The organism is Kitasatospora sp. NPDC017646 (assembly GCF_044329365.1).
Classification (GTDB): domain Bacteria; phylum Actinomycetota; class Actinomycetes; order Streptomycetales; family Streptomycetaceae; genus Kitasatospora.
In genome coordinates this window covers 1-25,177 of sequence record NZ_JBIRJC010000057.1, presented here as the reverse complement: position 1 = coordinate 25,177, position 25,177 = coordinate 1, and the positions used below count along the sequence as shown (strand labels likewise).

Here is a 25,177-nt window from a genome sequence, read left to right as displayed (position 1 = left end):
TGCTGTCCAGGTCGCACCGTCGTTCAGCTAGACGCACCCCCGCCTGGGGAGGAACAGGGTGCGGAGGCGGGCGGGCCGCGCGAGTGTCGCTGTGGCTGCGGCGCGAGCACCGGCCCACCGACCGCTAACTCGAACTCGGTGGCGGGCGCAGGGGGATGACATCGGCAGTCGGCAGCCGGTGGGCCTGACGAAGGCCGTCGTTCTCCGTGGTGACCTGGTGGAGCGCACGGATCAGGCCGGTGGTGTCAGCGCGGAGTCGGGCGATCTCCCGGTTCTTGTTGGCGATGGTCTTCTTGAGCTGGGCGACCTGGGCGCGCAGGCGCAGTTCGGTGTCGGGTGTGGCGCCGCGGTCTCGGACGCGGTCGTAGAAGGTGTTTCGCAGATCGGGGTGGCGTTGGGTGAGGGCGTTTCGGGGGACTTGGGCCTCGGCGGCGAGGGCGACGACGGTCAGGGCGCCGTTGGAGTGGCGGGGTGTGCCCCCGAGGATCCGTTCGATGGCGTCGAGAATGCGCTGGCGTTCGTCGGGAGGTGGGGTCACGGAGTGCTGCTCCCTGCGGTGGTGCGGGTGGTGTCGTGGGTGCTGGCCTCCAGAGCGTGTTCAACACGCTCATTCAATAGGGAACTCCTGGCCCCCTACGCGGGCCAGCGCCACCGCGTCTGCAAACTCGCCTTCCTCGCCGGCGCCCGCGCCCCGCGATTCGGCCCCCGCCTCTCCCCCAACGACCACCGCAAAAGATGATCACCCCGCCGAACGGGCAGCAGGCGGGAAGGCCTGGCGCACGAGCGACACCGTCTCGGCCGGGCTCAGACTGCGCCCGTCGTAGCCGACGGTCGCGCAGTACGCGATGACCAGATGCATGATCGCCTGCCGGCGCAGCTCGACGGGGGCAGCGTGCCACACCTCGGCGGCGGCTTCCTCGCCGCGCTCCCACAAGGCGAGCCTCAGCGACAGGACCAGCGCGACGTCGGGCTGAGCGGTACGAGCGGTCAGCCGCAGCCGGTCGGCTGCTTCGTGCGGCGGCAGCCCGTAAGCGGGCCGGACGGCCAGGGCGGAGAGCAGTCGGCACGTGCCTTCCCACATGGCCTCGGTGCCGCGTTGCTCAAGCTGGGCGGTCAGCCATCGGGCCGCCTCGGCGTGAGCTGTTGCCACGGTGTCCTCGAGGGCAGCCGACAGGAGGTCCTGAAGCTGGAGATCGCTGCTGCTCATCCTGGGACCGTACTGCGCCGGTCGTCGCGCTGAGACGGCGGCATCCGCCGTGCTTCGCCCTGCGGATTCATTCTCGGCCGGCTGGGGAAGCCGTGACAGACTCGACGTCGTCCTGGCGGCACCCGAGGTCGTGATGGAGGTCGCTGCCGACGTCGCCCGTGACAGCGCCGGCCGGTGGCGCCACCCCGTCCGCCCGCACCGCATCCGCACGGACATAGGCGGCCGGGACGTCCCGCTCTTCGGCGAGTAAGACCGGGATGCGCCACCCAGCGAGAACAGGCGCGAGTTCGCCGATCGGGATCGACCCGCCAGGTGCGGGCGCGCCCGCCGGCTCCGAGACCTTCCCTTGAACGGAGGACGTCCGCCGGACTCGAGGACGTACCGGCCATACAGTTCGAAGGTGGCCAGCAAGCCGCCGACCGACTTCGACGCAACCGCCGACGCGCTCTACGTCCTTGCTCCGACCGCCTTCACCGCCGCCCGAAACGAACGCGCCGACGAGGTCAAGAAGTCAGACCCGCAGCTCGCCAAGGCCATCCGTGCCCTGCACCGCCCCACAGTGGCCGCGTGGGCCGCGAACCTCCTCGCCCACCGGCACCACGACCTGGTCAGGCAGCTCATGGACCTCGGTCAAGCCCTGCGGGAAGCTCAGGAGCACCTCGCCGGCGAGCAACTGCGCGCTCTCGCCGACCAGCGCCGCCAGCTGGTCCGGGCGCTGACCGAGCAGGCAAGGCGGGACGCCGCGGCGGCCGGTCACCCGCTCGCCTCGGACGCGGTCGCCGACCTCGACCGGACACTGTCCGCCGCGCTCGCCGACCCGGACGCCGCCCGGTCCCTGGCCGAAGGCCGGCTGACCGCCGCCCTTGAGCCGCCGCTGTGGCCGGGCGCCGCTCCCAGCAGGACGGAGGCCGGACAGCCGAACCTTTCGACCGACGTCGGCGCCGGCCCGGACACCAGCACACCGCCAGCCAGAAGGCGGCCGGCCGCGGAACGACGCTCGCACCGTGCCAGTGCCACCGACGCGCCGCCCGGCGACAGGCAGGACGCGGCCGCACCGGCCCGGGCCGAACGCGAGTGGGAACGAAAGCGTGACAAGGCCCGGATCGCCGTGACCGAAGCCGAACAGGCCGAGCGGGAAGCCGCCGATCGGGCCGCCGAAGCCGAACGGGAGCTGCGTCTCGCCAGAGCGTCCCGGCAGCGGGCGCAGCACGAGGCCGATCGTGCCGAGGCCGCGCTCGTTCAGACACGGGAGCGCGACGACCGTGCGCGGGACGCCCTCGCGCGGGCCAACGCCCGGGTGCGGGACACCGAGAACACGAGCGACTCCGCCCGCGGCCGGGTGGCCCGTGCCCGGGAGGCCGCTCGGGAGGCAGCCGAGCGGCTGCGGCGACTGGAGAACGACTGACCGCAAAGCCCGGCTGGACGCGGCTTGCGGGGGTTTGGGTGGGCGGCGACTGCCCAGGCGTCCGGTAGGGCGTCGTCGTACCGCCTCCGAGCGGGGCCCAGCAGGGCGGCGACGCCCGTCGGCCCAACACCGCGTGCGGACACGCCGGTCTGGCGGCGACGCTGGCCGTGACCCGCCCTCGCACCGGCTGGCGGGCGCGCCAGGTCGAAGGGAGCCCATCATGGCTCGACCCATGTGGACTGGAGTGCTCACCTTCGGCCTGGTCAGCGTGCCGGTCGCCCTGTACACCGCGACGCAGTCCCACGACGTCCACTTCCATCAACTGCAGCGCGGTACCTCCGACCGGGTGCGCAACAAGCGGGTCAACGAACGCACCGGCAAGGAAGTCGACTACGCGGACATCGTCAAGGGCTACGAGGTCACTGAGGGCGAGTACGTCGTCGTCGAGCCCGATGAGCTGGAGCAGATCTCCCCCGGGCGCTCGCGCACCATCGACATCGCCGGGTTCGTCGACCTCGCCGACGTCGACCCCATCTTTTTCGACAAGACCTACTACCTCGGTCCTCGCGGCAGGGAGTACCAGAAGGTCTACGCCTTGCTAGTCGAAGCCCTGGAACATGCGGGCAAGGCCGGGCTCGCGATGTTCGCGATGCGTGGCAAGGAGTACCTGACCGCGGTGAGGTCCGAAGGCGGGCTCCTGGAGCTGCACACGATGCACTTCGCCGACGAGGTCCGAGACCCCCACTCGGAGGTCGGTGACCTGCCGGAGAAGGTCAAGCTGTCCCCGCAGGAGGTCAAGACCGCCGAACAGCTCATCGGCATGCTCGCCATCGAGTGGAAACCGGACGAGTGGCACGACACCTACGAGGAGCAGGTCAAGAAGCTCGTCCAGGACAAGCTCGCCGGCCGCGAGATCGCCGTGTCCGCCGGGCCTGCCCCCGAGGCCACCAACGTCATCGACCTCATGGACGCCCTGCGCCGCAGCCTCGAAACCGCCCACAAGGATGGACCGGCCGAGCAGCCCTCGAAGACGCGCCCCGACCAGACCCCGGCCGCCCGCGCCAGCCGCTCCCCCAAGCCAACCGGTGGCAAGAAGAGCACCGCCACCAAAGCCAGCACGGCGGCGAAGACCACGAAGCGCGCCAGCGCCACCGGCAAACAGCAGCTGTCCCAGCTCACCAAGGCCGAGCTCTACAAGCGCGCCACCGACCTCGACATCCCCCATCGCTCCACCATGACGCGCGACGAGCTCCAGCACGCCCTCGAACAAGCCGGACGCTCCCAGCGGGCGGCGTCGTAACTGCAGTTGAGGCCTGAGCGGCTAAACGACATCGAGGAGCGACTGCAAAATTTCGCGGACCTGCGCGGTGTCAGCGCCGGGGGGAATGGTCCGCACGCTGTCCGGGCTGGATTCGACCATGGCGACCGCCCTCGCGTCGGCGGGCAGGAGGCCCAGGAACCAGGCGGCGGTATCGGCCCACAGGTCCGCGTCGCCGTCGTCCAGGACCAGGTGGCCGCGTTCGAAGTACGCACCGTGCCGACTCTCGCCTGCCAGCTCGACGTAGAAGGAGACGTAGTTCTTGCCGGTGGTCGGCGAATGCTCCTGCCCGGCCTGCAGGTCCGGGAAGCGGGCACGAAGGTGGTCTTCGGCTTCCAGCGGCGACAGGGCCCAGGTGGTCCCTGGCGCCGCGCCGAGGTGGATGGTGTCCAAATCAGCCTTCTTCGGTTGAGGGCGGCGGGGGCATCGTAACGACACGTACGTTGCTCTTCACGTGGTTCTTGGCGGCCAGGTACTGCCAGTAGCCGACCGTCGCGTCGTCAGGGGTGTCGATCTCAAGGTACTGGGCATGGTTGGCGGGATTGTCGATGGCGAGCTTGTAGCGCCTGATCTCGTCGTCGTCCTTGTCCAGCATCCATCCGGTCCGGAAGTCGTCTTCCTGAATGCCCTTCAGCGAACGCGGACTGCAGCCCTGTTTGCGGACGTTCTTGGCATCGATGAACGCACCGTCGGCCGGCCGGAATCCGTCCGCCCAGACGCTCTCCGTACCGTCGGCGCTCTTGGCGTTTCGCTCAGGCTTACCCGCGGCGTACACCTGGTAGGCGCGGTCATCCGCCGTGCCGTAGTTCGGCGGACGCTCGGGCAGCCCCTCGATCCATGTCTTGGCGGCCATCTGCTGCGCCGCGTCGTACAGCGGGTACGCCGGCGGTTTGGGCGGGGGAACCGGACCCACCAGAGGGTTGGCGAACGGGCTCTGCCCAGCTGCACCTGTCGCCCCGTCCGGCTGCTGCCCGGCTGGGTCGGGCGGAGTCGCCGCGCTCGCCGAATCGACACCCGTCACCGCGGTCGCCGCCGCGGCCGTTCCGGCGAGCACCACCAGCCGCGACGCCAGGGAAGAGACGATCGCTTCGGCCTCCGCGACGGCGGCGGCCGCGGCCAGCTCTGCCTCGGCGGTGGCGAGCGCCTCGGCGGCGAGCGCCGCGTCCGCCGCCAAGGCCGCGTCGGCACCGGCGGCAGCCGCGTCCGAGGCGCCGAAGGTGAAGAACGTGAGGATCACCCCGGTCGTGGTGATGATGCCTGCGGCGGTCCCGAGCCCGATCAGCGTGTCCTGGCACGTCTCGATCGCCTGCGCGTACTGCTCGCAGATCGCTTGCAGCTCCCGGCAGGCCGACGAGATGTTCACCATCAGCGGCTGCGATGCCGACACGGCCGTCCCGCCAGGCGGGCACGGGTCGTACACCGTGGCGGCGTACGACTTGAAGCCTTCGAACGCCGGGCCGGTGCACTTAGCCATCACATCTGCGACATGCTGGCCGGCGTTGCGCTGGGCCGTGTCAATGACCGACGCGCACTCCGCCCACACCTGGGCCGCGCTGCGCAGACGCTTCGGGTCGCCCTGGGGCCAGAACTTGCCGATCACCGGGATCTCGTGGACTTCTTTCGAGCCGGTGACCATCGGAAGGCTGTTGTGCGCCTCGCTCTCGTCGCACTGTTGGGCGCCCTTGGCCAGCGGTGCCGACGTGTTGATCTTCCCGGTGAATGCGGCGGCCACCGAGTCCTGGACGGCCAGGTAGTTGGCGGCCATCGTCAGCAGGCGGCTGGAGATCGTCGCCATGCCCTGCCCGGCGGTCCCGATCGCCTTGACCACGCTCTTGGCCGCCGGTTCGTACTTCTTCGCGAAGCTGTGGGCGATCGTGTCGTCGCCGGCCATCCCCGCCGAGGAGACAAGGTCGCCCGCCACGCCCGAAGCGATGTTGTAAACGAAGTCCTTCGATCCGAGGAACTTCAGCGACGCCCGGAACACCACGTCCGGGTCGACCTCGAACCCTCCCCCTGGAGCCGTGTCAGTCACGCTCACTCCTCCCCCAAAGCAGCATCCAGCCTACCTTCGCGCACCTACCAGTCGTCCTCCGTACGCCGCTCGGATGCCGTCCCATGGGATCTCCAACCCACGGCCCGGCCCACTTCACCACGAGGAAGGTGTTCTCTACCGCGACGTCCGGACCGAGGACGGCCTGGACGGCGGCCAGCAGGTTCGGGGAGCGGAGGGCGAACTCGGCCCAGTTCTCGGTGAGGTGCGGGTTCCTCGCGATCTCCCGGCCGCTCGCCCGGTGCTCCGCGAGCAAGAGCGCGCAGGGAGCTGCCCGCCGCCCCGGGAGTGCCGGGGCGGTGGGCAGCTCCCTGTTCGAGCGAGGGGAGTTGATTCGCCCGGCGGGCGGTGTACGACATCCGCCCGCCTGATCCCACTGCCCTGCAGATCCGGTGCCCGGAGGGGCTTGATCGGCGCTCTCACGCGCCTACGTTCGGCGCCACGGACCGCCAGGAGCGGTACGTGGCGCCTGTGTGGTCCCCGGCACCCCGCAGTGCCGGACTCGATTCCCTGTGTACGAGACGAAGGAGAAGAACGGTGGAGGAACCGGAAGAGCAGCGCGAGGCCCCTGCGGCGGCCTGGGACGGCGTGGAACGCCGGGCGCAGCCGGATCAGCCCTCGACGGGGTTCGTGGGACGACCGCCCGGGCGGGGCCGGATGGACGGCCGGGTGCGCGAGCAGCTGGTCGTCGGCGTCGCGTCGTCGGTCGGCGCGAGCGCCGTGGTGTGGACGGTCCAGTTCCTCGCCGCGCACGTCCACCTCAGTTGGCATTGACTGCGGACACCAGACGCAGCGCCCGCCGGTCGGTGAATACCAGCTCGGCGGGGCGGCGAGCTGTCCGCAGTCGTCAGGCAGGAGCAGCTCGGTAGTGCGGGTGCGGCTGCGGGTTCGGCGGCCGGGGCACTCGATGCGGACCTGCCGCTCCATCAGTTGGGCCCAGCCGTCGCCGAGGCCTTCTTTCCATAGTTGCTGGATGTCTCAGCGGGGTTCATCCGCAGGAGTGAGGACGGGGCTCTGGCGTTGGCCGCAGCTGCTATCCCTGTGCCATTCCGTGCCTGGAGAGCGCCGTCCTCCCTGCCGGCGCCGACGGACCGTTCCCGAACCGCTGCCGCACCGACCGCTGCCCCAACAGCCTCATCGGCCCCGAGTACCTTCCGATCTACGACGCACACCGTCACCAGCTGCTGGCCCTGCTCGACCAGAGAGGACTTCCCCAGGCCCGCCGCGAAGGGTGAACCAGGGCCATGCCGCGGCCGGACTCGGCGGCGGGCCCCGCGTCGATGAGGCAAGGCAAGACGCGGGAGCCATCGCGGACGCTGATCCGCACGGGTCGGTGATGCGCTCGACGGGACCGTCATCTTCCGCTGGCAGCCAGTCTTCGCAACGTTGCCGACCAACTCGCTGCGATGAGCTCGACGGCCACCACCGCGGCCATCACCGACGCCCACTGTGAGCAGCAAGGGGACCGAGATCATCTGGGTGCCAGCCGGCTGGAGGTTCCCGCGGTAAGGAACTGGTGGGCGCCGCGCAGCCTGGTGCGCAGCCTGCTCTGGGTGGTTCGGCTGTCGAGGCGGACGTCGAGCGCGCCAGGTTGCGCGCTGTGGGCCCGTAGGCCGGCCGGGAGCTGGGTGGCGTCGAGTCCGTCGCGCTGGGCGATGAGGACGCCGAGTTGGTGGCGGCTTACGGCGTCGGGTCCGGCCAGGTGGTGGACGCCGGAGAGGTCGCGGGAGGCGATTTCGAGGAGGGCGGCGGCCAGGTCGGTGATGTGCACGGGGCAGCGGATGTCGTCGGTGAATAGGGCGCCGCTGCGGGTGCCGGCGGCGAGGTCGTGTACCAGGGCGACGTGCTGGGAGCGGCGGTCGCCGATGATCAGCGATGTGCGGGCGACGGCGGCGCGGGGGTGGACGAGGCGGACCCCGGTCTCGGCCGCGGCCTTCGCCGCGCCGTACGGGGTGATGGGGTCGGGGAGGCTGGATTCGTCGTAGTGGACGTGCGTGCCGGAGAACACCGCGTCGCTGGAGACGTGGACCAGGTGGCTGCCGTGCCGTGCGGCGGCCATCGCGACTCGGACCGGGCCTTCGGCGGTGACCGCCCAGTCGGCCCTGCCGCTTGCCGCGTTGACGACCACGCGGGGCTTTACCTCGGCCACGAGGACCTCGATGCGGTCGGGGTCCCGCAGGTCGAGGGCGTGCCAGGCGACTTCGGGGACGTCGCTGGGCCTTGTGGCGAAGGTCGCGGCCACCGGAGTGCCTGCCGATGCCGCCTGGCAAACCAGCTCGCTGCCCAGGAACCCGCTACCGCCGATGATCAGGACTGTCACGCCATGACGGTAGAGCAGAAGCAGGTCGGCCTGCCCGACTTCGCCGAGACGGAAACGACCGTGCGCTCGCCTGGCGGCCGCACGGTGCAGCGCGGCGGTCCCCGGCCGGGAGCAAATCCCTGCTGGGGGCCCGCCGCGCTGGTGCTGTCAGGCCGCTTCGGTGTTCTCCCGCAGGGCCCGCTCATAGCCGTAGGTGAGGTAGTCGGCCCAGAGCTGGGCGGCGTCATCATCGGGGCAAAGCCGGTAGAGGGCGACCAGCCCGTCCATGATCGCAGCGCACATCTCGTGCTGGGCCTGACGGGTGGTGGCGGTGACCGGGCCGTCGGACCCCCAGCCCTTGGAGTGCCGGTACAGTGCGCCGGCTTCGCAGGCCTCCTCGGCAACCTTGGTGACCTTGGTGACCAGCAGGAGCTCCAGCACGTGGGTGAGGGCGCCGCTGCGCCGTTCGTGTCGCACCGGCGCAGTTCGCGGATCTGTTGGAAGTGATCGTTCAGGTCTTCTCCCTCCGCGGTTCGGGCTGTGGCTGCCTGGCTCGGGGGCTGGGTCAGGCGGTGGGGGTTCGGGTGGGGCGGCCCAGCTGGTGGACCGTCCAGCCGGCGGCCAGCCAGGGGCTGGCGTCCAGGGCGTTGCGGACGTCGACCACGGTGCGGGTCGTCACGTGTTCGGCGGCGGTGGGCAGTTTCGCGTCGGCGTTGAAGGCGGGCCGCTCGGTGGCGATGACCACCAGGTCGGCTTCGTGGGTGGCGTCAAGGGCGCTGTCGGCGAAGGCGAGGTGGGGGTGGGTGCGGCGGGCGTTGTCCTGGGCCTCGGGATCGAAGAGGCGCACGGTGACGCCGAGCTGGTGGAGCCGGTCGGCCACGCGCAATGCGGGGCTGTCGCGGTCGTCGGAGGTGCCGGCCTTGAACGCACCGCCCAGGAAGGCGATGGTGCGGCCGCGGACGTCGCTGTTGAGGGCCTGGGTGAGGCAGGCGGCCTCGTAACCGGCGCTGGCCTCCGGGCGGTGAACGGCGCATGCCTCACAGCGGCGCCCGCCGGGCGCTCCGAGGCCCAGCCTGCGGAAGGCGTCGAGGGCCTGACCACTCAATGACGCCGGTGCCGGTCCGCGCCCGCTCGGGGGTTCGCGCGCGGACCGGCCCCTTCCAGTGTGTACGGGCAGGACCCGCGCTGCTGCCGGGGTTGATCCCGGTGGGGTATCAGGGCGTATCGCCGGGCCTTTCCCGTTGGTTCCTGCTTTGGTGCGCCCCGGAGGTCAAGGACTGAGGCGCACGGCGTCAGCCGCCGGCGGAACGGTACGCCTTCACGGCGGCGGCGAGGACCTCTTGGGTGTCCGTGGACGGCTTCTGGCTGGAGGAGTGCTGCACCACGAGGATCACGTCGCCCTGGCGGACGAAACCGGTGACCTTCTCGAAGGGTTTCGAGTCCCCGGGGAAGGTCGAGGTGAAGTGGATCAGGAGACCGTCGTCAGCCGGCACCCCGGCTGGCGTGACGGACGCGGTCTCTCGGATCTTCGTGCCGTCCGTGAGTGTGGTGGTGAAGGAGGCGCAGCGCTTCGCGGTCCCGCGGATGGCGTCTATGACCTCGGCCGCTCGGCCGGGCGCGTAGCGGTCGAGCAACTCCTGGCCGAACCAGCCGTCGTTCTCGCCGCCGGTCGGCGTCCGTTCCAGGTCCGCCGCCACGTTCTCCAAGGGTGGGGCGTGGGTCGTCATGAAAGAGTCGACCTCGAGTTCGTCGCACCGAAGCGAGGCGATGGGGACGGGCGTGGCCGAAGCGGCGGTCGACGTCGGGCCGGCCTCCACCTTGTTCAGCCGGAATCCCCGGGGAAGCCGCTCCTGGGTCAGCAGGCCCTCGCGCAGGCTCTTGGGCGCGGGCACCGGCGTGAAGGCCGCAACGGCCTCCGGCCCGGTCTTCTGGTCGGCCGTGCAGGCCGGCACGCCGAGAACCGCCAGAACAATCCCCACCACCGCGCAGTGACGTGTGCGCACTGATCCCACCCCCAGGATTCGTGATCGCCACGTACTCTCCCACATAGGCCCTTCCGGGCTCTTTCGTCCTCGGGCATACGGGGGCACAAGAGCCGAACCGGGGCACCTTCTACTCGGTCTGTAAACGCCCTGCCAGAGAAACGCGACAGCGCCTTGGAGATCGAGATCTCCAACATGCTCAAGAACGATCTTCGTATCGAGCCCGACCTGTCGCGCTGGTTCCCCGTCTGGGGCGCCCCGGGGGTGGAGGAGTAGAGGAATGAGAGTGAGCATGCGGACCTGGCTGCCCGAACGGGGAGAGCCGGGTTTCTCGCGGCATCACGTGCACGCTGGGCCGTACGCCACCTGGACCTTCTTCAACGGCGGGGCCGGTGTGACGTCGTCCTGGTAGCCCGGATTGTCGCTTGCCCACGCCGCTTCCGTGCAGTAGCCGGGGTTCTTCGGGGACGTCTTCTCAAGCGACTGGAACGTCGGTTCGCAGGTTGCGACCGCAACGTCTCCGAGGAGTTCCGAGCTCGGGGGAAGGCCAGGAACGACGAACCGGACGATGATGTCGCGTGTGGGCGTGCAGCCGGTCGTGGTCGGCGTTGTCGGGCTCGCAGGTGCGGGGGTCGCTTGCGGAGCGCCGGCCGCTGCTTGCGCGGCTGTGCCGGGTGAAGCAGCTGCGGAGGGTTGGGCGGTGCTCGGTTTCGGGTCCGGGCTGGGGTTTGAGGTTGGCGAAGTCGCAGCGGCGCTCGGGGCCGGGGTATTGGGGGCGGCGGGAGCGGTACTCGGGGCTGCGGCGGAGGCGGCCGGGACCGGAACCTTGGGAGTAGGGGATGCGTGCGTTGCATTGGCGGTCTTCGGCGGGCCGGTCAGGGATCCGATGACCCCGAGAAGCATGAACAGACCGAAGGGGATGCCGCAGCCGAGCCCCACGATCTTGAGGCGCTTGCGTTTCTTGGCCTCGGGCTCCCGCGCGGGCGGAACCCGGTCAGGTGACGGCATGGAGTTTCCGGCTGACATCGCGGCCCCCCCTGTGGAAATGCGGTGATGAACAAGGGAGATCCTGGCAGATTCGACGATCACTTAACTAGTCGCCGAGTGCCGCACGCTTTTTACCAGGTATAAGGATCGGAGCGCGGCCGCACTCACCCGATGGCCGCGTCCCTCCAGCCAGTGCACGAGGTGCAGTCGACGTAGACCACCGGGCCCGCGCAGGACGCCAGGCAGTCCTCGCAGATCTTCAGGCCCTGCCCGCAGCCCCCTCCATGCCCTCATGGAGCGTGGGGTCGTCGCGCATCCACCGGCGTGAGTGCGCGTAGGGCTCGCCGGTGGAGGCGACCGCGTCGAAGCGGACCCGGCATCCGCACACCACCACCCCGCTCGCCACCATCGCCAACCTTCCGCTGTCGGGCCTGCTGAACGGCGGCCGGGTGAGCAGCGAGTCGTTCTGCTGGTCCACGCGGTCTAACGTGCAGTCCGCGTCCCAGGCGAACCGGTCCCTCAAGTCCGGGTCGGCGTGGATGTGCAGGGCGAGCCAGTGCTCCACCGCCAGCACGAGTGCACACTCGGGCCCGTACGCCTGACTCAGCATGAGCAGCACCAGCGGGTCGTAGACGATCGCGGGCACCGTCTGGTCCAGGCGCCCGGCGAGGACCAGGTCGAAGAATTCTCATCGAGCCCGCATCGGCCCTGTGGCCGGCTGCTGGCCGAGCTGCGGGACGCCGCGCTCAGGCGGGGCTGGGAGTTCGACGGCGGTGCCGAACCGGTCCTCAAAGCGGATGACATGGTCCGGCTGACCCGCCACCACCACGTCGAATGCGAGCGGTGCCGTCAGCCGGCATCGTGCGAGGTGGTCCGCAGGTGCGCAGTCCACTTCGTGGACCACCCGCGGTACGCCTCGTTGTGGGGCTGACCGGCTATCCGCCGGGCTCACACGCCGATCGCCCGGTCATACGGAGGTTAAGCCTGGACGGCGAGCCCGGCGTCGCGGACGAGGTGGGTGAACTCGTGAGCGTCGGACTCGCCTTCCTACGGGCGGCGGAGGTCAGTGTGCAGCTGCCGGTTGCCGCGAGGCGGTTCCCTGGTCGGCAGGCCTATCAGTGTGACGCGGGAAGCCGCTACTTTCCGGGGCGGCCGAGCTGGTGGACCCGCCAGCCTGCGGTACGCCAGGGCTCGGGGTCGAGGGTGGTGCGGCAGTCGACCAGGACGGGGTTGGTGGGAAGGTTCACCAGGGTGTCGGGGTCGGCCTGTCGGTACTCGGGCCATTCGGTCGCCAGGACGACCAGGTCGGCGCCGGTGAGGGCGGCGGTCAGGTCGCTGGTGTGGTCGAGTTCGGGGTTGCGGACCATGGCGTTGGCCGTGGCCTGCGGGTCGTGCACGGTGACGACGGCGCCTTTGCGGTGCAGGGCCAGGGCCAGGGCCAGGGCGGGCGATTCGCGGACATCGCTGGTGTTGGGCTTGAAGGCCGCGCCCAGCACGGTGACCCGGGTGCCACGGATCGGCTGGTCGCCGAGCACGGCGGTGATGAGGTCCATGGCGACGGTGGTGCGGGATTCGTTGATCTTCTCGGCGGCGCGCAGGAGCTCGGCCGCATCGGTGGCGCCGAGCTTGCGGGCGGAGGCGGTGAACGCGCGGATGTCCTTGGGCAGGCAGCCACCGCCGTAGCCGATGCCCGGCTGCATGCCACCGGCGCCGATCCGCGGGTCGATTCCTAGGATCTCCACGATCTTGGAGATGTCGCCGCCGGCCTTCTCGCACATGTCGGCGACACCGTTGATGTAGCTGATCTTGAGACCGAGGAAGGTGTTCGCCGCGCCCTTCGCCAGTTCGGCCGTCGCCGGGTCGCAGACGAACAGCGGGACGCCCGCGTCGAGGATGCCGGCGTAGACCGCGCGGATCGCCTTCTCGCCTTCCGCGCTGCTGACCCCGGCGATGATGCGGTCAGGGCGCAGCGTGTCGTCGACGGCGTGGCCCTCGCGCAGGAACTCGGGGTTCCAGACGACCTCGATGTCGGTGCCGGCGGGGGACAGGCGCTGGGCGAGGGCTGTGACTTCGGCGGTGGTGCCGACGGTGACGGTGCTCTTGCCGACGATCGTGCAGGCCTTGGTGAGGTGGGGGCGAGTTGGCGGATGGCGCCGAAGACCTGGCCGTTGTCGTAGGAGCGGCCGTCGGCGTCGATCGGGGTTCCGACGCCGATGAAGTGCAGCTCGGCGAAGGCGGCGGCTTGGGTGATGTCGGTGGTGAAGCGCAGGCGGCCGCTTTGGGTGTGGCGGGTCAGGAGTTCGGGCAGGCCGGGCTCGTAGATGGGGCATTCTCCGGCGTTGAGCCGCTCGACCTTGTCGCGGTCGACGTCCACGCCGATGACCTCGTGGCCGAGTTCGGCCATCGCGGCCGCGTGCGGGATGCCGAGGTGACCGCAGCCGATCACGGAGACGCGCATAGGAGTTGGTCCTTGTCTGGTCGAGGGGCACACCGTTACTCGGTGTGCCCCCGACGCTACCGGTTACGGGAAGGTGCTTGAGACGGGGCGGAGTTGGGCGCGCTGATGTTCATCGCCGGGTCTGCGCCGCGGTGGTCGGGCAGGAGGCGGTCGGGATCAGGCGCATGGCGCGCTGGTTCGTGGTGAAGCCGAGTGATCGGTAGAGGTGAGCGCCGTCATCGCTGGCGTTGAGGGTGATCAGGCCGCAGCCGCGCTCGGTGGTGAGGCAGTGGGTCAGGGCCTGCACGGTGGCCCGGGCGTAGCCGCGCCGTCGGTGGTCGGGGTCGGTGTAGACGGTGTGGATGTGGGCGTAGATCCCGGCGTGGTCGGGGCCGGGGATCGAGTGGGTGATGGTGGCGCAGGCGCAGGCGGCGAGGCCTCCGGCGGGGCGGTCGATGACGAACGCGGCGACGCGGTCGGTCTCCGCGTGGTGGCGGTAGAAGTCGGCGAGCCTGGTGGTCCACTCGCCGGTGTCCTTGACCAGCTCGGCTCCGAGGCGGGCGAGCTCGTCGGCGTCGGCGGCGGTGGCCTGCCGGACGGTCAGCATTCGATCTTCAGGAGTTCGGCCAGGCGCCGCAGGGCCGGGATGGCCTCCGAGCGCACGACGGTGTCTCCCGCCCGGGCGCCCTCGATCAGGTACTCCTTGTGGACGCCGTGCTCGGTGACGCCCTCGGTGTCCAGGAAGAACACCTTCAGTCCTTGCTCGCGGGCGCGCTTTTGGACGTCGCGCCGGTCGGCGTGCAGGCCGATCACGAGCAGGGCTTTGGCCTCCTTCGGGTAGTCCATGTGCGGCGTCTTCTCGTCGTAGCGGCGCATGAACGCCTCCGGGAGCCCGGCGCGGGCCAGGAGCCGGTCGAAGTTGTGCGTCGCCACGGGCCCGACCGCGTGCCCGGCGTCGTGCAGGGCCTTGAGGATGCGGTGCGCTTCGGTCGGCTCCGCCTCCAGCAGGCGCCGGAACATGCTGACCATGTCGTCGACCTTGCGCGCGGTGTCGGTCAGCACCTCCTTGACCAGGATGTCCTGGGCCGGGGCCATGGTGAAGGCGTAGCCCTGGGTGAGGTCGTTGCCCTGGCGGGCGGTGACCCGGTAGACCTCGTGCAGCCAGTGCAGGGGCGGCACGCCGGCCTCGATCGAGGTCCCACACCCGGCCTCCACCACGAAGGGCAGGTGGTCGAGGAGGCCGGACAGGTCGTCGGCGTACTCGGGGGTGCCGCGCTGCTCCTTGACCCGCATCCCGTCGGCCAGCACGTCCCAGGGAAGGTTCCGCGACGCGCGGGGCAGGCGGTAGTCGACCGACTGGAGCACCACGTCGATGGAGCGGAACCCGGCCGGGGTGTCGCGGTCGGCGCGGTCGTCCTGCGGGTGGATGTCGTACTCGGTGACGGTGGCGTACAGGTCGCCGCGGCGCCACGTGGCGTCGTCGCCGGTGGCCTTCCAGCGGCCCTCGGACAGCCACTTCTCCAGGTCGTCGCGGTGCGCGGCGATCTCGTCGGCGGGGGCGAGCCAGGAGACGTAGAGGTAGAGCTCGTCCATCACCAGGCGGTCGGTGGGGCGGCTGCGGTCGATGCCGTAGTGGAGGCGGTAGTGGACGATGCGGCGCCGGCCGTTGTCGTCCTCGCTCCAGCCGGACTGCTCGGCGTTGCGCGGGTCCTGGGTGCGCCGCCAGATGCCCTCCTCGATGCCGGGGTTGCGGCCGCCGGCCTCCGGGGCGAAGTGCTCGCGCCAGGTGCGGGCCTGCTCGGCAGTCAGGGAGTCGATCACGACGTGGGGCAGGATCACGGGTTCCTCCGTGGGTGTGGGCCCGTTCGCGGGCCGGTCGGCCTGTTTCAGGTAAGGGCGGTGACCGCGTCGCACAGCACGCCGGTCAGGAACGCGATGTCGGTGTCCGTGGAGATCAGCGGCGGGGCGACGACCAGGCCCTCGCTGCGCGGCTGACCGGCGCCGGTGAAGGGGTAGAAGAAGACGCCGCGCTGCTCGGCCTCCTTCAGCAGGGGCCACAGCAGTCCGGGGGCGACCTCGACGCCGTACAGGTGGCCAAATCCCCGGACCTTGCGCACCCCGGGCAGGCCGGTCAGGGACCGCAGGGCCTCGCCGAGGCGCTCGCCGCGCGCCCGCAGCGCCTGGTGGTCGAGGGCCTCCAGCTCGTCCAGGACGCCGAGACAGGCGGCCGCCATGAGCGGGTGCGCGGCCATGGTCCCCATCGCGGGCAGCGGGTCGGCGTCCTTATGGTGCAGCAGCGGCGCGAGCTCGGGAGACACCAGCACCGCGGCGACAGGGGTGTAGCCGGCGCCCAGGCCCTTGGAGAGGATCACGATGTCCGGCTCGCAGCCCTCCCAGTGCCGACTGGCGAGTGCCGTGCCGGTGCGCCACAGGCCGGTGAGCACCTCGTCGTGGATCACCAGGACGTCGCGCTCGCGGCAGATCTCGCCGACGCGGCGCAAATATCCGTCGGGCGGGACGAAGGCGCCTCCGGTGGTGCCGTTGACCGGCTCCAGGAGGACCGCGGCGACGTTCTGCGCGCCTCGGGCGTCGATCGCCTTCGCGACCTCCTCGGCGCAGCCGGAGGTGCACGCCTGCCCGCCGTCGTGAGGGTGGGCAGGCGGGTACGGCGCGGGGAAGGCGGGCGTGAGGCCCATGGCGTCGTCCGGGCGCGGCCGGCGCGCGTGGTTGCCGCCCAGCGCGAGGGTGAGCGCGCTCATCCCGTGGTAGCTCAGGCCGGAGGTCAGGATGTCGCCGCGCTGCTTCTTGTCGCGGACCCGGGTGATGTTGCGGGCCAGGCCGATGGCGACCTCGACGCCGAGCGTGCCGCAGGTGACCAGCGCGACGGAGTCGTGCGGGCGGCCGACGGCGTTGCACAGGCGTTCTGTCAGCTCCAGCTGGATGTGCGGCCGGACCACAGCCGCGCCGCCGTAGGTGTAGCGGGCGAACTGCTCCTCGATGCGGGACCAGACCTTCGGGCTGCTCTGCCCGACGTTGGTGCAGAGCAGGCCGGACGAGCCGTCGAGGATCCGGGTGCCGTCGCCGCGGTGGAGCCAGGCCCCGTCTGCGCCGACGACGTCCCAGTCCGGCATCGGCCTGGACGATGTCAGCAGCCTCGTTCGGTGGGATGGGTAGCGGTCCACGAGGTGAGTCCCCCTTCCGTCATGGGGTGCCGGCCCTTGACCGGTTGGCTGTCGGGGCGGCCGCCCGGCGTCGGTGCCGGGCGTGGACACAGGGAACCCGAGCACGCGGAGCTGATGCGATGTCAGATGGCGGTGAAATTTGGATGACAGACGGGGCCGTCACTGCAATTTCCACCGGCCCTCGGCTGTCGCGGAGCGTGCGCGTTTCGCTACTGTCGGGAGGTGCAGCAGTGGCGGACACCGGGGGGCCTCATGGGCAGGGCGAACGACACGATCCGGCACCTACGCGAAGTCGAGTGGGACATGTCGCGTCGGGAGGCCGCGGAGTTTCTGGTGGGCGAGTCGGTCAAGATGGGCGAGCCGGTCTTCCTGGTCGCCCGGACGATCGCGACCTGGGAGGACGGCACGACCGCGTGGCCGAGAGCCAAGTACCGTCGGCTTCTCCATCATGTGACCGGCCGGACCGCCACCGAGCTGGGCTTTGCTCCCCCGCCGTACAGGGGCCGGGCGACGGCCCCCGCAGCGGCCACTTCGAAAGGCGGTGACGAGGACGTGCGCCGACGCAGCGTCCTTCTGGGCGCCGGGGCCGCGGTGCTGACCGCCGCCGTCCCCCCGATCGCAGGCTCCGGTCCGACTCTGGGCCCCGACCACGTCCAAGCGCTCCAGGATGCCGAGCAGGCCCTGTACGCGCAGGACCGCGACCACGGCTCCGCCGACCTCGCGGGCCAGGCCAGCACCGCGTTGGACATCGCCCGCACCTGGCTGGCACACGGCCGCTACGACGAACAGCTCGGCCGCCGGCTCAACACCGCCACCGGCATGCTGTCCGTCGCCGCCGGATGGCTCGCACTCGACAGCGGACGCACCAAGGACGCCCGGTCGCTGTACACAGAAGCCCTCGCCAGCGCCCGGCAGGCCGACGACCCCGGCCTGGAAGCACACGCGTTCTCCTGCCTGTCCCTCCTCGCCCACGCCGCCGGCCGACCGCGCGAGGCCGTCAGCAACGCCCAGGTGGCGCAGCGCGCGGCCGCCGGGCTCGGCTCGCCGCGCTGGCTCGCGCTCCTGGCGATGCGGGAGGCCCGCGGCTGGGCGCTTCAAGGAGACCGCACACTGACCGAGCAGGCGCTCGTGCGGGCGTACGACCTGTACTCGAAGGGCCCGCAGGAAGCCGACCCCGACTGGCTGGAGTTCTTCGTCCCCGCCGAACTGGCCGGCCTGGAGTCGCTGTGTCGGGCCGACCTCGGTCAGCTCGATCGCGCGTGCGCGGGCGCTGAGCAGGCGGTGATGCTTTTCGCCCAGGGCCATGCCCGCAACCGGGCGCTGTACACCGCTGACATCGCGCTCCATCAGGCCCGCCGCGAGCGGCCGGACCTCGACGCCGCGACCGACGCTGGCCACCGCACCCTCGCCTACCTCAAGGACGTCCGTTCCAAGCGGCTGATCACTTCCCTAGGCGGCATCGCCAAGTCACTGGAAGACCACCGCCAAGCGCCCTGCGTGGCCCGCTACCTCGACGCCTACCGAACCGCCGTCCCCGCTGCCTGAAGGACCCCACATGACCTTGCCCGCCACACCTTTGTCCATACGGCGCCATAGAGCCGACGACACCCTCGCCCTGCTCGACACCCTCACCGACATCTGGGCCCAAGCCCACACCGGTCACGGCGACGTCGCCGAGGCCGGCTTCACCCCCGAGACCCTGCGCCGCCAGATCACCGCGCACACCCGCCACGACGGCTTCGCCCTCGTCGTGGCCTCCTCCGCTGACCAGGCCGTCGGATTCGCCTACGGCTTCCGCTGCTCCCCCGCCTACTGGTACGGCGAACAGCTCCTGCCCTCCATCACCCCCGACGCGCGCGACACCGACTCCCTCGCCGGCATCTGTGAACTCGCCGTCCTGCCCGACTGGCAGGGCCAAGGCGTCGGCACCCACCTCCACACCGTGCTGCTGGAGGCGCTGAGCACCGAATGGGTGTCGCTTCTCGTGATGCCGGGCAACGGTCCCGCCCGGCGGCTCTACGATCGCCTGGGGTACCGGTACGCCGGGCCCTACCGTTCCGGACCGGACGGACCGGTGCTCGATCTCCTCCTGCTCCGCACGCCTGTGTGACCCGCGCTGTACGGGCCGAGCCGGCGTCGGCCCGACCTACCGGAGCGACATGACCACCGCCCCCGGTTCACGCCCGGCAGCACCACCGTTCGCCGCGACGTCCACCACGGACGTGTCTGGTCAGCCCAGCCCTACCGCACCCTCACCGACGACGGCACGACCCTCGAACTCGCGTACTGGCCCGGCATCACAAGCCTGAGCCCCGCCACCTGGGCAGCGGCGATGCGCACCGGCGACGACTCCCTCCGCAGGTCCGGTCTGGACGACCTCGCGGCCGGCCACTGGCAGCTCCAACCCTGGACGTGGCAAGGAGCCACCCTGCTCTCCCGCTTCGAGGCAGGCGAGTACTTCAGCATCCACGCATTCCGGGACGCGACCACCGGCGAGCCGCAGCACTGGTACATCAACTTCGAGCTGCCCTACACCCGCACCCCGATCGGACTCGACACCTTCGACCTGTTCGTCGACCTGGTCGTCGAGCCGGACCTCAGCTCTCATCGCTGGAAAGACCTCGACGAATACGCCCAAGCCCGACGGCTCGGCCTGATCGACGACCGCTTGCACACCATCGTCGAGACGGCCCGCGAACGAGCCCTCGCCCTCGTCCAGGAACGGGCCCTGCCGTTCCGCGACGCCTGGCCCGCCTGGGCTCCTGACCCCACGTGGCCGTCACCGGAGCTTCCCGCCGACGCAAGAGAGACAGACCCGGGCGGAACCCAATAACCCGCAGTTCAGGAACCCTCCCCGCTGCTTCCCTGCCTCCGACCAGCCACGCCGCCGCGACCCTCGCCGATCCCGGAACCTGGAGCAGCATGACCGCCGATCCGAAGTGGCTCCACCCGCACTGGCCGACCGAACTCTCCGCGCCTCGGCTTTTGCTGCGCCCGGTGGAGACTGCGGACTTTCAACTTCTCCGGACGCTGTGGACCGACCCGGAGGTCCGGCGCTTCCTGGGCGGCCCCGTTCCTGCTGACCGGCTCGACCGGCGCCTTGCCGACGCTGCGAGCCAGCGCGGCCACTTCACCGTCGTCCTCACCAAGGCCAGCCAGGCGGTGGGCCGGGTAACACTCGACCCAGACCATCGTGCCGCAGGCCGGGCCGAAGTCTCGTACGAGTTCCTCCCCGCCTACGCAGGCCGCGGGTATGCGGCAGAGGCTGTTGGCACAGCGCTCCACTGGTGCGCTCAGGTGGCCCCAGACCATCAGCTGATCGCGGTCACCCAGGCAGCGAACACCCGGTCCCGGCGGCTGCTGGAGAGACTCGGGCTCCTCGACACCGAGCACTTCGTCGAGTACGGCCAGAGTCAGGTCCTCTACACCACCGCACCTTCCAAGTGACCTCTCTGGTGCAGTCACTTCCTGACGGCGGGCAGGCGTACACGGGGGGTGTCAGCGGCCGTGAAGGAGGCAACGGTCAGGCGGCGCGCCAGGGCCGCCCCTGATGTAGCGGGTGACGACCTGACTCCCGCACGAGCAGCGGACACCGGGCCGACGAAGCCCGACCGGGTGGAGGGCTCTGCCGAAGTCTGCACCGGCCACAGCCGCCCTTCTGGCCATGGCCACCCACTGCCTGCGCTTGTCGGGCCCTGACCTCAGGGAGTAACTCACCGAGCTGCTCGGCCACGTCCCAGGCCGGCAGCGGAACCCCTCATGCGCAGCGCCCGCCACAGGATCAGCAGCCCGATAGTGGCCCAGGTTCCGTAGAGGGCGCCGGGCCCGGCAGGCAGGTCCCGTCCGCGGTCGGTGAGGAAATGGTGGATCGGGTCATTGACGGTGCGCCAGACCCGGACGACCGGGTGGGCCACGTGGGCCGGGTCGACCAGCCAACGCAGCCCGGCCACGGCGTACGGGCCGAGGGCGAGTGCCAGGATCACGAGGACGACCAGGACGCCGAGCGCAGCCAGGCCGAGCGCGGGGTCGCCGGAGACGGCGCGGCCGGGCAGGATCCGGAGGCGGCGCGGCTGGGGGCGGCGCGGCTGGGGGCGGTGCCAGATCACGTCCGGCTGCTCGCCCTGCTCGTCCTGCTCGTCCTGCTCGGGCGGTGTGAGCGGGGGCGGCGCGCCGAGGGTGAGGGAGACGAGGTCATCGTCGTCGTGCTCGGGCGGTGTGAGCGGGGGCGGCGCGCCGAGGGTGAGGGAGACGAGGTCATCGTCGTCGTGCTCGGGCTGGTCGGGGGCTCACGGGGCTACGTGTGTCGAAGCACGATAGGTGTCGCTCTGCTTGGGCCGGGGGAGATGAGGAAGGTCGCCAGCATGCCGAGGGCGAGCAGCGCTCTGCGCGCGGTGGAACTACTGCGACAGGTCTGGGGCGACTTGCCGCTCATGCCACCGGCGTCATCCAGTCGGTCGTCGCGGGGCCATAGGAGTCCGCTGGGGGCTCGGCCGGAAGCTGGATACCGGCATCGCAACGCAGCTCCGTGGAGACCACCTTGGCCAGTTTCAAGGCCGAGTTGGCCAGCAGCTGGCGCTGGTGGGAAGTCAATCGTCCTTGACCGCTGCCGTAACCGGTGGCCCGGCCGAAGACGATGACGTCCATGAAGTAGGGGACCGAGAAGTGGTCGGCTTCATGGGGCTGGGTCCAGCAGCGGAAGTAGACTCTGGTGCCTTCGCTGGTGAAGTACCCACCGCGGTCCTCGTCGTGGGCGAAGAAGACTGACTGCAGGAGTAGCGAGGGCATTTGCTTCGGCGCGGGCATGCCCGTCGCCGGGGGCTCGGGATAGCCTCCGTTCTGGTTCACAATCGCGCTCACCAGCTGGTGTTCGCCCTGCTTGCCACTACAGCCGCCCAACATCTTGGCGACGTCGTCCTGGTGGGCCGTTCGCAGTGGACCCTGCGTCGCCGTGACGTCCTCGTTGTTCACCATAAACGCGCGCAGCGTCTGCTCATCCAGCGTTCCGTAACACGAGACTGCGGGCACTGCGGCGAAGGAATTGGGCCGCCACTCCTGCCAGGCCGGCCAAGCCCCCGCTAGCACCCCGATCGCAAGCGCCGCCACCCCCAGCCGCTGCCACCGCCTGAGCCGCCGGGGTCGCCCCTCGTCACAACCGTCGACCTGCTCGGCCGTCATCACACTCCCCCGGGTATTGATTGCTTTCTGGCCCCACCCGACCGCAGTCGGCTCATGATGCAACATTACTGAACCTGAAAGGCATCATGTCGGAGCCGTTTACCCGACGGCGGTCGGGTGGATCCGGTAGTCCTGACCTGTGAGAGGGCGCTAGCTTGGCGGCCCCGCCAGGTTGAGACCGGTGCCGCCGCCATCCTGGGGCCGGTGGGGATTCGCAAGCTGCGCTCGCAGCTCAGCGTCGGGGCTACCGAGTGGGACGGCAGCCCATGCCGGACATCTCTGCTCTACGGCTTCTACTCAGGACCGATTCACGCTGAGTGGCAGAAGCCACCAGTCGGCGGCCGCAGATCCGCCGGTGAGCTGGCCGCCGGATCTGAGGAGCTTGGCTTGCCCGGAGCTCCGGCAGCGTCTGGGGACGCGGGCCCGGAAAGCCGAACGGGGCGAGCCCAGCCTGGGCTCGCCCCCGCTGCCAGCCGCCCGTCAGCTGACGGCGGCCAGGTGTCGCTTGCGCGGGACGCTGATCATCTGAAGCTCACCGTTCTCGATGTCCTCCAGGGCCTGCGCGATTGCCTCGTTCATCTCGGTCTCGTTCTGGTAGCCGGCGACGAACGGGTGAAGCCTGTAGGTGTAGCGGCCCGGTCGCAGTACGACGTTCGCCGCGGTGAGCGAGCGCATGGCTCGGCTGACCACGTTCGGGTGCATGCCCAGCTCTTCGGCCAGATCCTGCTGAGAGTCCTCGATGACTCCACCGGGCTTCTGCTTCTTGCTGACGAGATGCGTCAACATCTTGAACGCCGAGCCAGGCAGGCCGAGTTCGCCGATCGTCTCCCAGACCTCAGTCCGCATGATCATGACGAGCTACCCTTCTTCGCTCGGGGCGGTGGAACCACAAGATCCGGGAAGTCCCCGGGGCTGGCCTGGAGCAGTCGGGCCGCAGTCAGCTCTTCCTGCTGGAGATCGCCGTTCCCGTTGAAGCACAGGGTGGGGTTCACCTGGATCTTAGTGCGGTTGACCTTCCGGATCATGTGCCACTCCTCCAGGCGCCCGAGGGCGGAGGAGACGTTCGTGCGCGGCAGTACGAGGAAGTCAGCGACGTCCTGCTGCTTCTTGATCGACACGAACCCCTGCTTCTGCTCACCCATGCAGTACAGCAGAACTGCGACTTCGGTGGGAGTCATGTTTCGGGCAGCGACCACCGGCGCCAGCACACGGGACATGAAGGCGTTGGAGACCACGCTGAAGCCGAGGTTGCCCATCATCAGGTGGGGGTTGCGGTAACGCGCGGTCGCCGTCACCTCTACCGGTGCGCTGCCACGGCCCTTGGTGGTCTTGCCCACCGCCACGGACATCGCCTCGGCGAGTCTCTGCTCCACGGACATGCCATCGCCGCGCTTACGCGTCGGCGTTGCCGGCTGTGGCATCGCCGGTTGCTTCCGGGCAGGGAGGGTCATGGTCAGCCTTTCGGGGCGCGCTTGATCCGCAACGTAGCGTGACTAACCAAAAAAGTACAGTCGACTCACTGTTTTCGGTGAGTCAGTGTCGTGATCCCACGACAGTTCGGTTTGACTCACCGAATTTGGTGAGTCTCTGTCGCGTCTGCACGACACCACCGGCAAGCGCTGCCGGCTCAGCTCGATCACGGACTGTTCCACCCTGCCGGAGGTCGAAGTGTCGTGAAGTCACGACAGTGCAATCAGCGTTTCCGCAGGTCAGCGCGGTGATCGCATTCGGCTTCTCTTTTCCTTGTTCGCGCGCGTGCGCGAGGCCTCCTGCAGTAACTCAGGCAGGGAGGGAAATGCTCCCCTTGGTGGCCTGGAACCTCGTGGCCGTGCGTCAGCTGACTCACCAAATATGGTGAGTCAGCGTCGGATTTGTCGATGCCGTCACGACAAACCGGGGCGCGAGTGTCGTGAAAGCACGACAGCAAGATTCACATCTTTGCAGGTCAGAGGCATGATCAACTTCTGCCCCTCTTTTCCTTAAAGCGCGCGAGCGACAGGCTGACCGCCGACCCCTCCAGGCCGCGATCCCTGCCGCTGCCGCCACCCGGGCTGAGGATGAGCCATCCACGCACGGTCGGCTGCCTGTAACCCTCACCCCGCCGATCACGGAATTGCGACTGCCGCTGCAACCGGGCCCCAGAGGGCCCTTTCCATACTCATCCGACAACGGGCCCCGCCCGTACAACAGCACGCCAGCAGTGCGGAGTCTTATCCACCGACCCAGGCCCGCACATAAGTACCTCCTGCTGATAGCTGGCCACTGGGGGCTCTCAAGGACTCGACGGAACCTCAGGCTCGACCGCGGCAGGGCTCGAGAGTGGGCAGCTTGGTTCGCAAGGTCTGTGCATCACCTTCAGACTTTCGCCGCCGAGTGCCGATGGCAACTGGCCAACCGGGCCGTCTTCGGCCCGGTGGTGCGCGAAGCGCAGGCCAGGCGGCAGCGCATGTCCAGCCCGCGCAGGGCTGGTGGGGGGCGCGGGGGGAGGAGCCCCCCGCAAGGTAGGCGGGTCCAGCGCCGCCGGGCGCTGGCCAGGGTGCGGTAGCGGAGCGCGCCGCGCTCAGCCAACCACTGCGGCCCGCTCCGCGGTGGGTGGGTCGTTGCCGCCTCTACCCGGCGGCCTGGCAGGACAGGCGTCATCACGTAACCGACAGGAAGCCCGAGATCACGATGGTCGGATCGTGGGTGTTGATGTGGGTGGTGCTCGGGATCGGCATGCTCTCGACGGGCGTGCGCGGCTGCCGACCCCGTCGTCCGCGCTGACCGATTCCACCGAATCCGTGCGGCTGAGAGGCGAGAGCGTCCAACGTCAGTGTGAAGACAGAGTTGGACTCTCTCGCGACCGCACTTTACGTGAAGACCGACGACTTGCTGAAGAACTCTCCGCAGTTGGCGCCTTGGCGGCCGACGACAGGGATCGCCCCGGGGTGTCGGTGGGTGCTGGGGATGGTGTCAGTGACATTCCCCTCGTAGCGTGGAGTCGTGACCAGCGGGGAAGTTGAGGGTCATGGCGGGGAAGAGGCGCTCGTACGACGCGGAGTTCCGCGCGGGGGCGGTACGGATCGTGACGGAGACCGGGAAGTCGGCCGCGGAGGTCGCGCGGGACTTGGGCGTGCACGAGAGCACGCTGCAGAA

Annotated in this window: 24 protein-coding genes and 3 pseudogenes; 10 read left to right on the top strand and 17 right to left on the bottom strand. The window is 70.0% G+C overall.

The genetic code is table 11. The features are described 5' to 3' along the window. Positions 1-124 precede the first annotated feature (124 nt). Entirely contained in the window at positions 125-538 is a 414-nt protein-coding gene (locus ACH4J0_RS39065) for a hypothetical protein (protein WP_396245950.1), read from the bottom strand. 201 nt (positions 539-739) lie between these two features. Further along, positions 740-1,207: a hypothetical protein gene (locus tag ACH4J0_RS39060; protein WP_396245949.1), complete on the bottom strand. Its 468-nt coding sequence runs from the start codon at positions 1,205-1,207 to the stop codon at positions 740-742. 400 nt (positions 1,208-1,607) lie between these two features. On the opposite strand from ACH4J0_RS39060, the gene ACH4J0_RS39055 reads away from it, so the two are divergent. Both ACH4J0_RS39055 and ACH4J0_RS39050 read left to right on the top strand, forming a co-directional pair. Continuing rightward, a complete protein-coding gene (locus tag ACH4J0_RS39055) occupies positions 1,608-2,612 on the top strand; it encodes a hypothetical protein (RefSeq protein WP_396245948.1) in 1,005 nt (334 codons plus the stop codon). 220 nt (positions 2,613-2,832) lie between these two features. After that, positions 2,833-3,912, top strand: a complete 1,080-nt coding sequence (locus ACH4J0_RS39050; protein WP_396245947.1) for a Ku protein — start codon at positions 2,833-2,835, stop codon at positions 3,910-3,912. 21 nt (positions 3,913-3,933) lie between these two features. On the opposite strand, the gene ACH4J0_RS39045 is transcribed toward ACH4J0_RS39050, so the two are convergent. Both ACH4J0_RS39045 and ACH4J0_RS39040 read right to left on the bottom strand, forming a co-directional pair. Continuing rightward, positions 3,934-4,323 carry a hypothetical protein gene (locus ACH4J0_RS39045; protein ID WP_030557501.1) on the bottom strand — a complete coding sequence of 130 codons (390 nt, stop codon included), beginning with the start codon at positions 4,321-4,323 and terminating at the stop codon, positions 3,934-3,936. A gap of 1 nt (position 4,324) precedes the next feature. After that, positions 4,325-5,962, bottom strand: coding sequence for a restriction endonuclease fold toxin-2 domain-containing protein (locus ACH4J0_RS39040; protein WP_396245946.1), 1,638 nt, complete (start codon positions 5,960-5,962; stop codon positions 4,325-4,327). 555 nt (positions 5,963-6,517) lie between these two features. Here ACH4J0_RS39040 and ACH4J0_RS39035 point away from each other — a divergent pair. Then, positions 6,518-6,754, top strand: coding sequence for a hypothetical protein (locus ACH4J0_RS39035; protein ID WP_396245945.1), 237 nt, complete (start codon positions 6,518-6,520; stop codon positions 6,752-6,754). A 697-nt stretch (positions 6,755-7,451) separates the two neighbouring features. On the opposite strand, the gene ACH4J0_RS39030 is transcribed toward ACH4J0_RS39035, so the two are convergent. The 4 genes from ACH4J0_RS39030 to ACH4J0_RS39015 form a co-directional block, all read right to left on the bottom strand. Then, positions 7,452-8,300 carry an SDR family oxidoreductase gene (locus tag ACH4J0_RS39030; RefSeq protein ID WP_396245944.1) on the bottom strand — a complete coding sequence of 283 codons (849 nt, stop codon included), beginning with the start codon at positions 8,298-8,300 and terminating at the stop codon, positions 7,452-7,454. Positions 8,301-8,447: 147 nt separating this feature from the next. Further along, positions 8,448-8,756: a hypothetical protein gene (locus ACH4J0_RS39025; protein WP_396245943.1), complete on the bottom strand. Its 309-nt coding sequence runs from the start codon at positions 8,754-8,756 to the stop codon at positions 8,448-8,450. Positions 8,757-8,844: 88 nt separating this feature from the next. After that, positions 8,845-9,384: a UDP binding domain-containing protein gene (locus ACH4J0_RS39020; protein WP_396245942.1), complete on the bottom strand. Its 540-nt coding sequence runs from the start codon at positions 9,382-9,384 to the stop codon at positions 8,845-8,847. 187 nt (positions 9,385-9,571) lie between these two features. Next, the gene (locus ACH4J0_RS39015; RefSeq protein WP_396245941.1) at positions 9,572-10,282 is read right to left on the bottom strand and encodes a hypothetical protein; all 711 of its coding nucleotides are present in this window, start codon (positions 10,280-10,282) and stop codon (positions 9,572-9,574) included. 135 nt (positions 10,283-10,417) lie between these two features. Here ACH4J0_RS39015 and ACH4J0_RS39010 point away from each other — a divergent pair. After that, positions 10,418-10,537: pseudogene (locus ACH4J0_RS39010) on the top strand (hypothetical protein); the annotation flags it as partial. Between the two features lie 970 nt (positions 10,538-11,507). On the opposite strand, the gene ACH4J0_RS39005 reads toward ACH4J0_RS39010, so the two are convergent. The 5 genes and pseudogenes from ACH4J0_RS39005 to ACH4J0_RS38985 all read right to left on the bottom strand — a co-directional run bounded on the left by ACH4J0_RS39005 (position 11,508) and on the right by ACH4J0_RS38985 (position 16,816). Further along, a complete protein-coding gene (locus tag ACH4J0_RS39005) occupies positions 11,508-11,894 on the bottom strand; it encodes a hypothetical protein (protein WP_396245940.1) in 387 nt (128 codons plus the stop codon). Between the two features lie 490 nt (positions 11,895-12,384). Then, positions 12,385-13,706, bottom strand: a pseudogene (locus tag ACH4J0_RS39000) (UDP-glucose dehydrogenase family protein). Between the two features lie 109 nt (positions 13,707-13,815). Further along, positions 13,816-14,292, bottom strand: a complete 477-nt coding sequence (locus ACH4J0_RS38995) for a GNAT family N-acetyltransferase (RefSeq protein ID WP_396245939.1) — start codon at positions 14,290-14,292, stop codon at positions 13,816-13,818. Beyond that, a complete protein-coding gene (locus ACH4J0_RS38990; RefSeq protein ID WP_396245938.1) occupies positions 14,286-15,524 on the bottom strand; it encodes a hypothetical protein in 1,239 nt (412 codons plus the stop codon). Before ACH4J0_RS38990 ends, ACH4J0_RS38995 begins: the two co-directional genes overlap by 7 nt. A 47-nt stretch (positions 15,525-15,571) precedes the next feature. Further along, entirely contained in the window at positions 15,572-16,816 is a 1,245-nt protein-coding gene (locus ACH4J0_RS38985; RefSeq protein ID WP_396245937.1) for an aminotransferase class III-fold pyridoxal phosphate-dependent enzyme, read from the bottom strand. A 384-nt stretch (positions 16,817-17,200) separates the two neighbouring features. Between ACH4J0_RS38985 and ACH4J0_RS38980 the strand changes: the two genes are divergently transcribed. From ACH4J0_RS38980 to ACH4J0_RS38965, 4 genes are all read left to right on the top strand, one after another. Further along, positions 17,201-18,412 carry a hypothetical protein gene (locus ACH4J0_RS38980; RefSeq protein ID WP_396245936.1) on the top strand — a complete coding sequence of 404 codons (1,212 nt, stop codon included), beginning with the start codon at positions 17,201-17,203 and terminating at the stop codon, positions 18,410-18,412. Positions 18,413-18,422: 10 nt separating this feature from the next. Continuing rightward, positions 18,423-18,977 (top strand): GNAT family N-acetyltransferase, encoded by a 555-nt coding sequence (locus tag ACH4J0_RS38975; RefSeq protein ID WP_396245935.1) that lies wholly within the window; start codon positions 18,423-18,425, stop codon positions 18,975-18,977. A gap of 222 nt (positions 18,978-19,199) precedes the next feature. Then, positions 19,200-19,700, top strand: coding sequence for a DUF402 domain-containing protein (locus ACH4J0_RS38970; protein WP_396245934.1), 501 nt, complete (start codon positions 19,200-19,202; stop codon positions 19,698-19,700). Between the two features lie 89 nt (positions 19,701-19,789). Continuing rightward, positions 19,790-20,314 carry a GNAT family N-acetyltransferase gene (locus ACH4J0_RS38965; RefSeq protein WP_396245933.1) on the top strand — a complete coding sequence of 175 codons (525 nt, stop codon included), beginning with the start codon at positions 19,790-19,792 and terminating at the stop codon, positions 20,312-20,314. 266 nt (positions 20,315-20,580) lie between these two features. Here ACH4J0_RS38965 and ACH4J0_RS38960 read toward each other — a convergent pair whose 3' ends face one another. From ACH4J0_RS38960 to ACH4J0_RS38945, 4 genes are all read right to left on the bottom strand, one after another. Beyond that, complete coding sequence (locus ACH4J0_RS38960; RefSeq protein WP_396245932.1) at positions 20,581-20,973, bottom strand: hypothetical protein; 393 nt, start codon at positions 20,971-20,973, stop codon at positions 20,581-20,583. A gap of 322 nt (positions 20,974-21,295) precedes the next feature. Next, positions 21,296-22,042, bottom strand: a complete 747-nt coding sequence (locus ACH4J0_RS38955) for a hypothetical protein (RefSeq protein WP_396245931.1) — start codon at positions 22,040-22,042, stop codon at positions 21,296-21,298. Positions 22,043-22,522: 480 nt separating this feature from the next. Continuing rightward, positions 22,523-22,894 carry a helix-turn-helix domain-containing protein gene (locus ACH4J0_RS38950; RefSeq protein ID WP_360466253.1) on the bottom strand — a complete coding sequence of 124 codons (372 nt, stop codon included), beginning with the start codon at positions 22,892-22,894 and terminating at the stop codon, positions 22,523-22,525. Beyond that, on the bottom strand, positions 22,891-23,493 hold the full coding sequence (locus tag ACH4J0_RS38945; RefSeq protein ID WP_396245930.1) for a hypothetical protein: 603 nt from the start codon (positions 23,491-23,493) through the stop codon (positions 22,891-22,893). Before ACH4J0_RS38945 ends, ACH4J0_RS38950 begins: the two co-directional genes overlap by 4 nt. A gap of 1,363 nt (positions 23,494-24,856) precedes the next feature. Between ACH4J0_RS38945 and ACH4J0_RS38940 the strand changes: the two are divergent. Together ACH4J0_RS38940 and ACH4J0_RS38935 are read left to right on the top strand one after the other, a co-directional pair. Further along, positions 24,857-24,967: pseudogene (locus ACH4J0_RS38940) on the top strand (IS982 family transposase); the annotation flags it as partial. An 82-nt stretch (positions 24,968-25,049) separates the two neighbouring features. Further along, the coding region (locus ACH4J0_RS38935; RefSeq protein WP_396245958.1) for a transposase at positions 25,050-25,177 on the top strand (128 nt) is incomplete at its 3' end.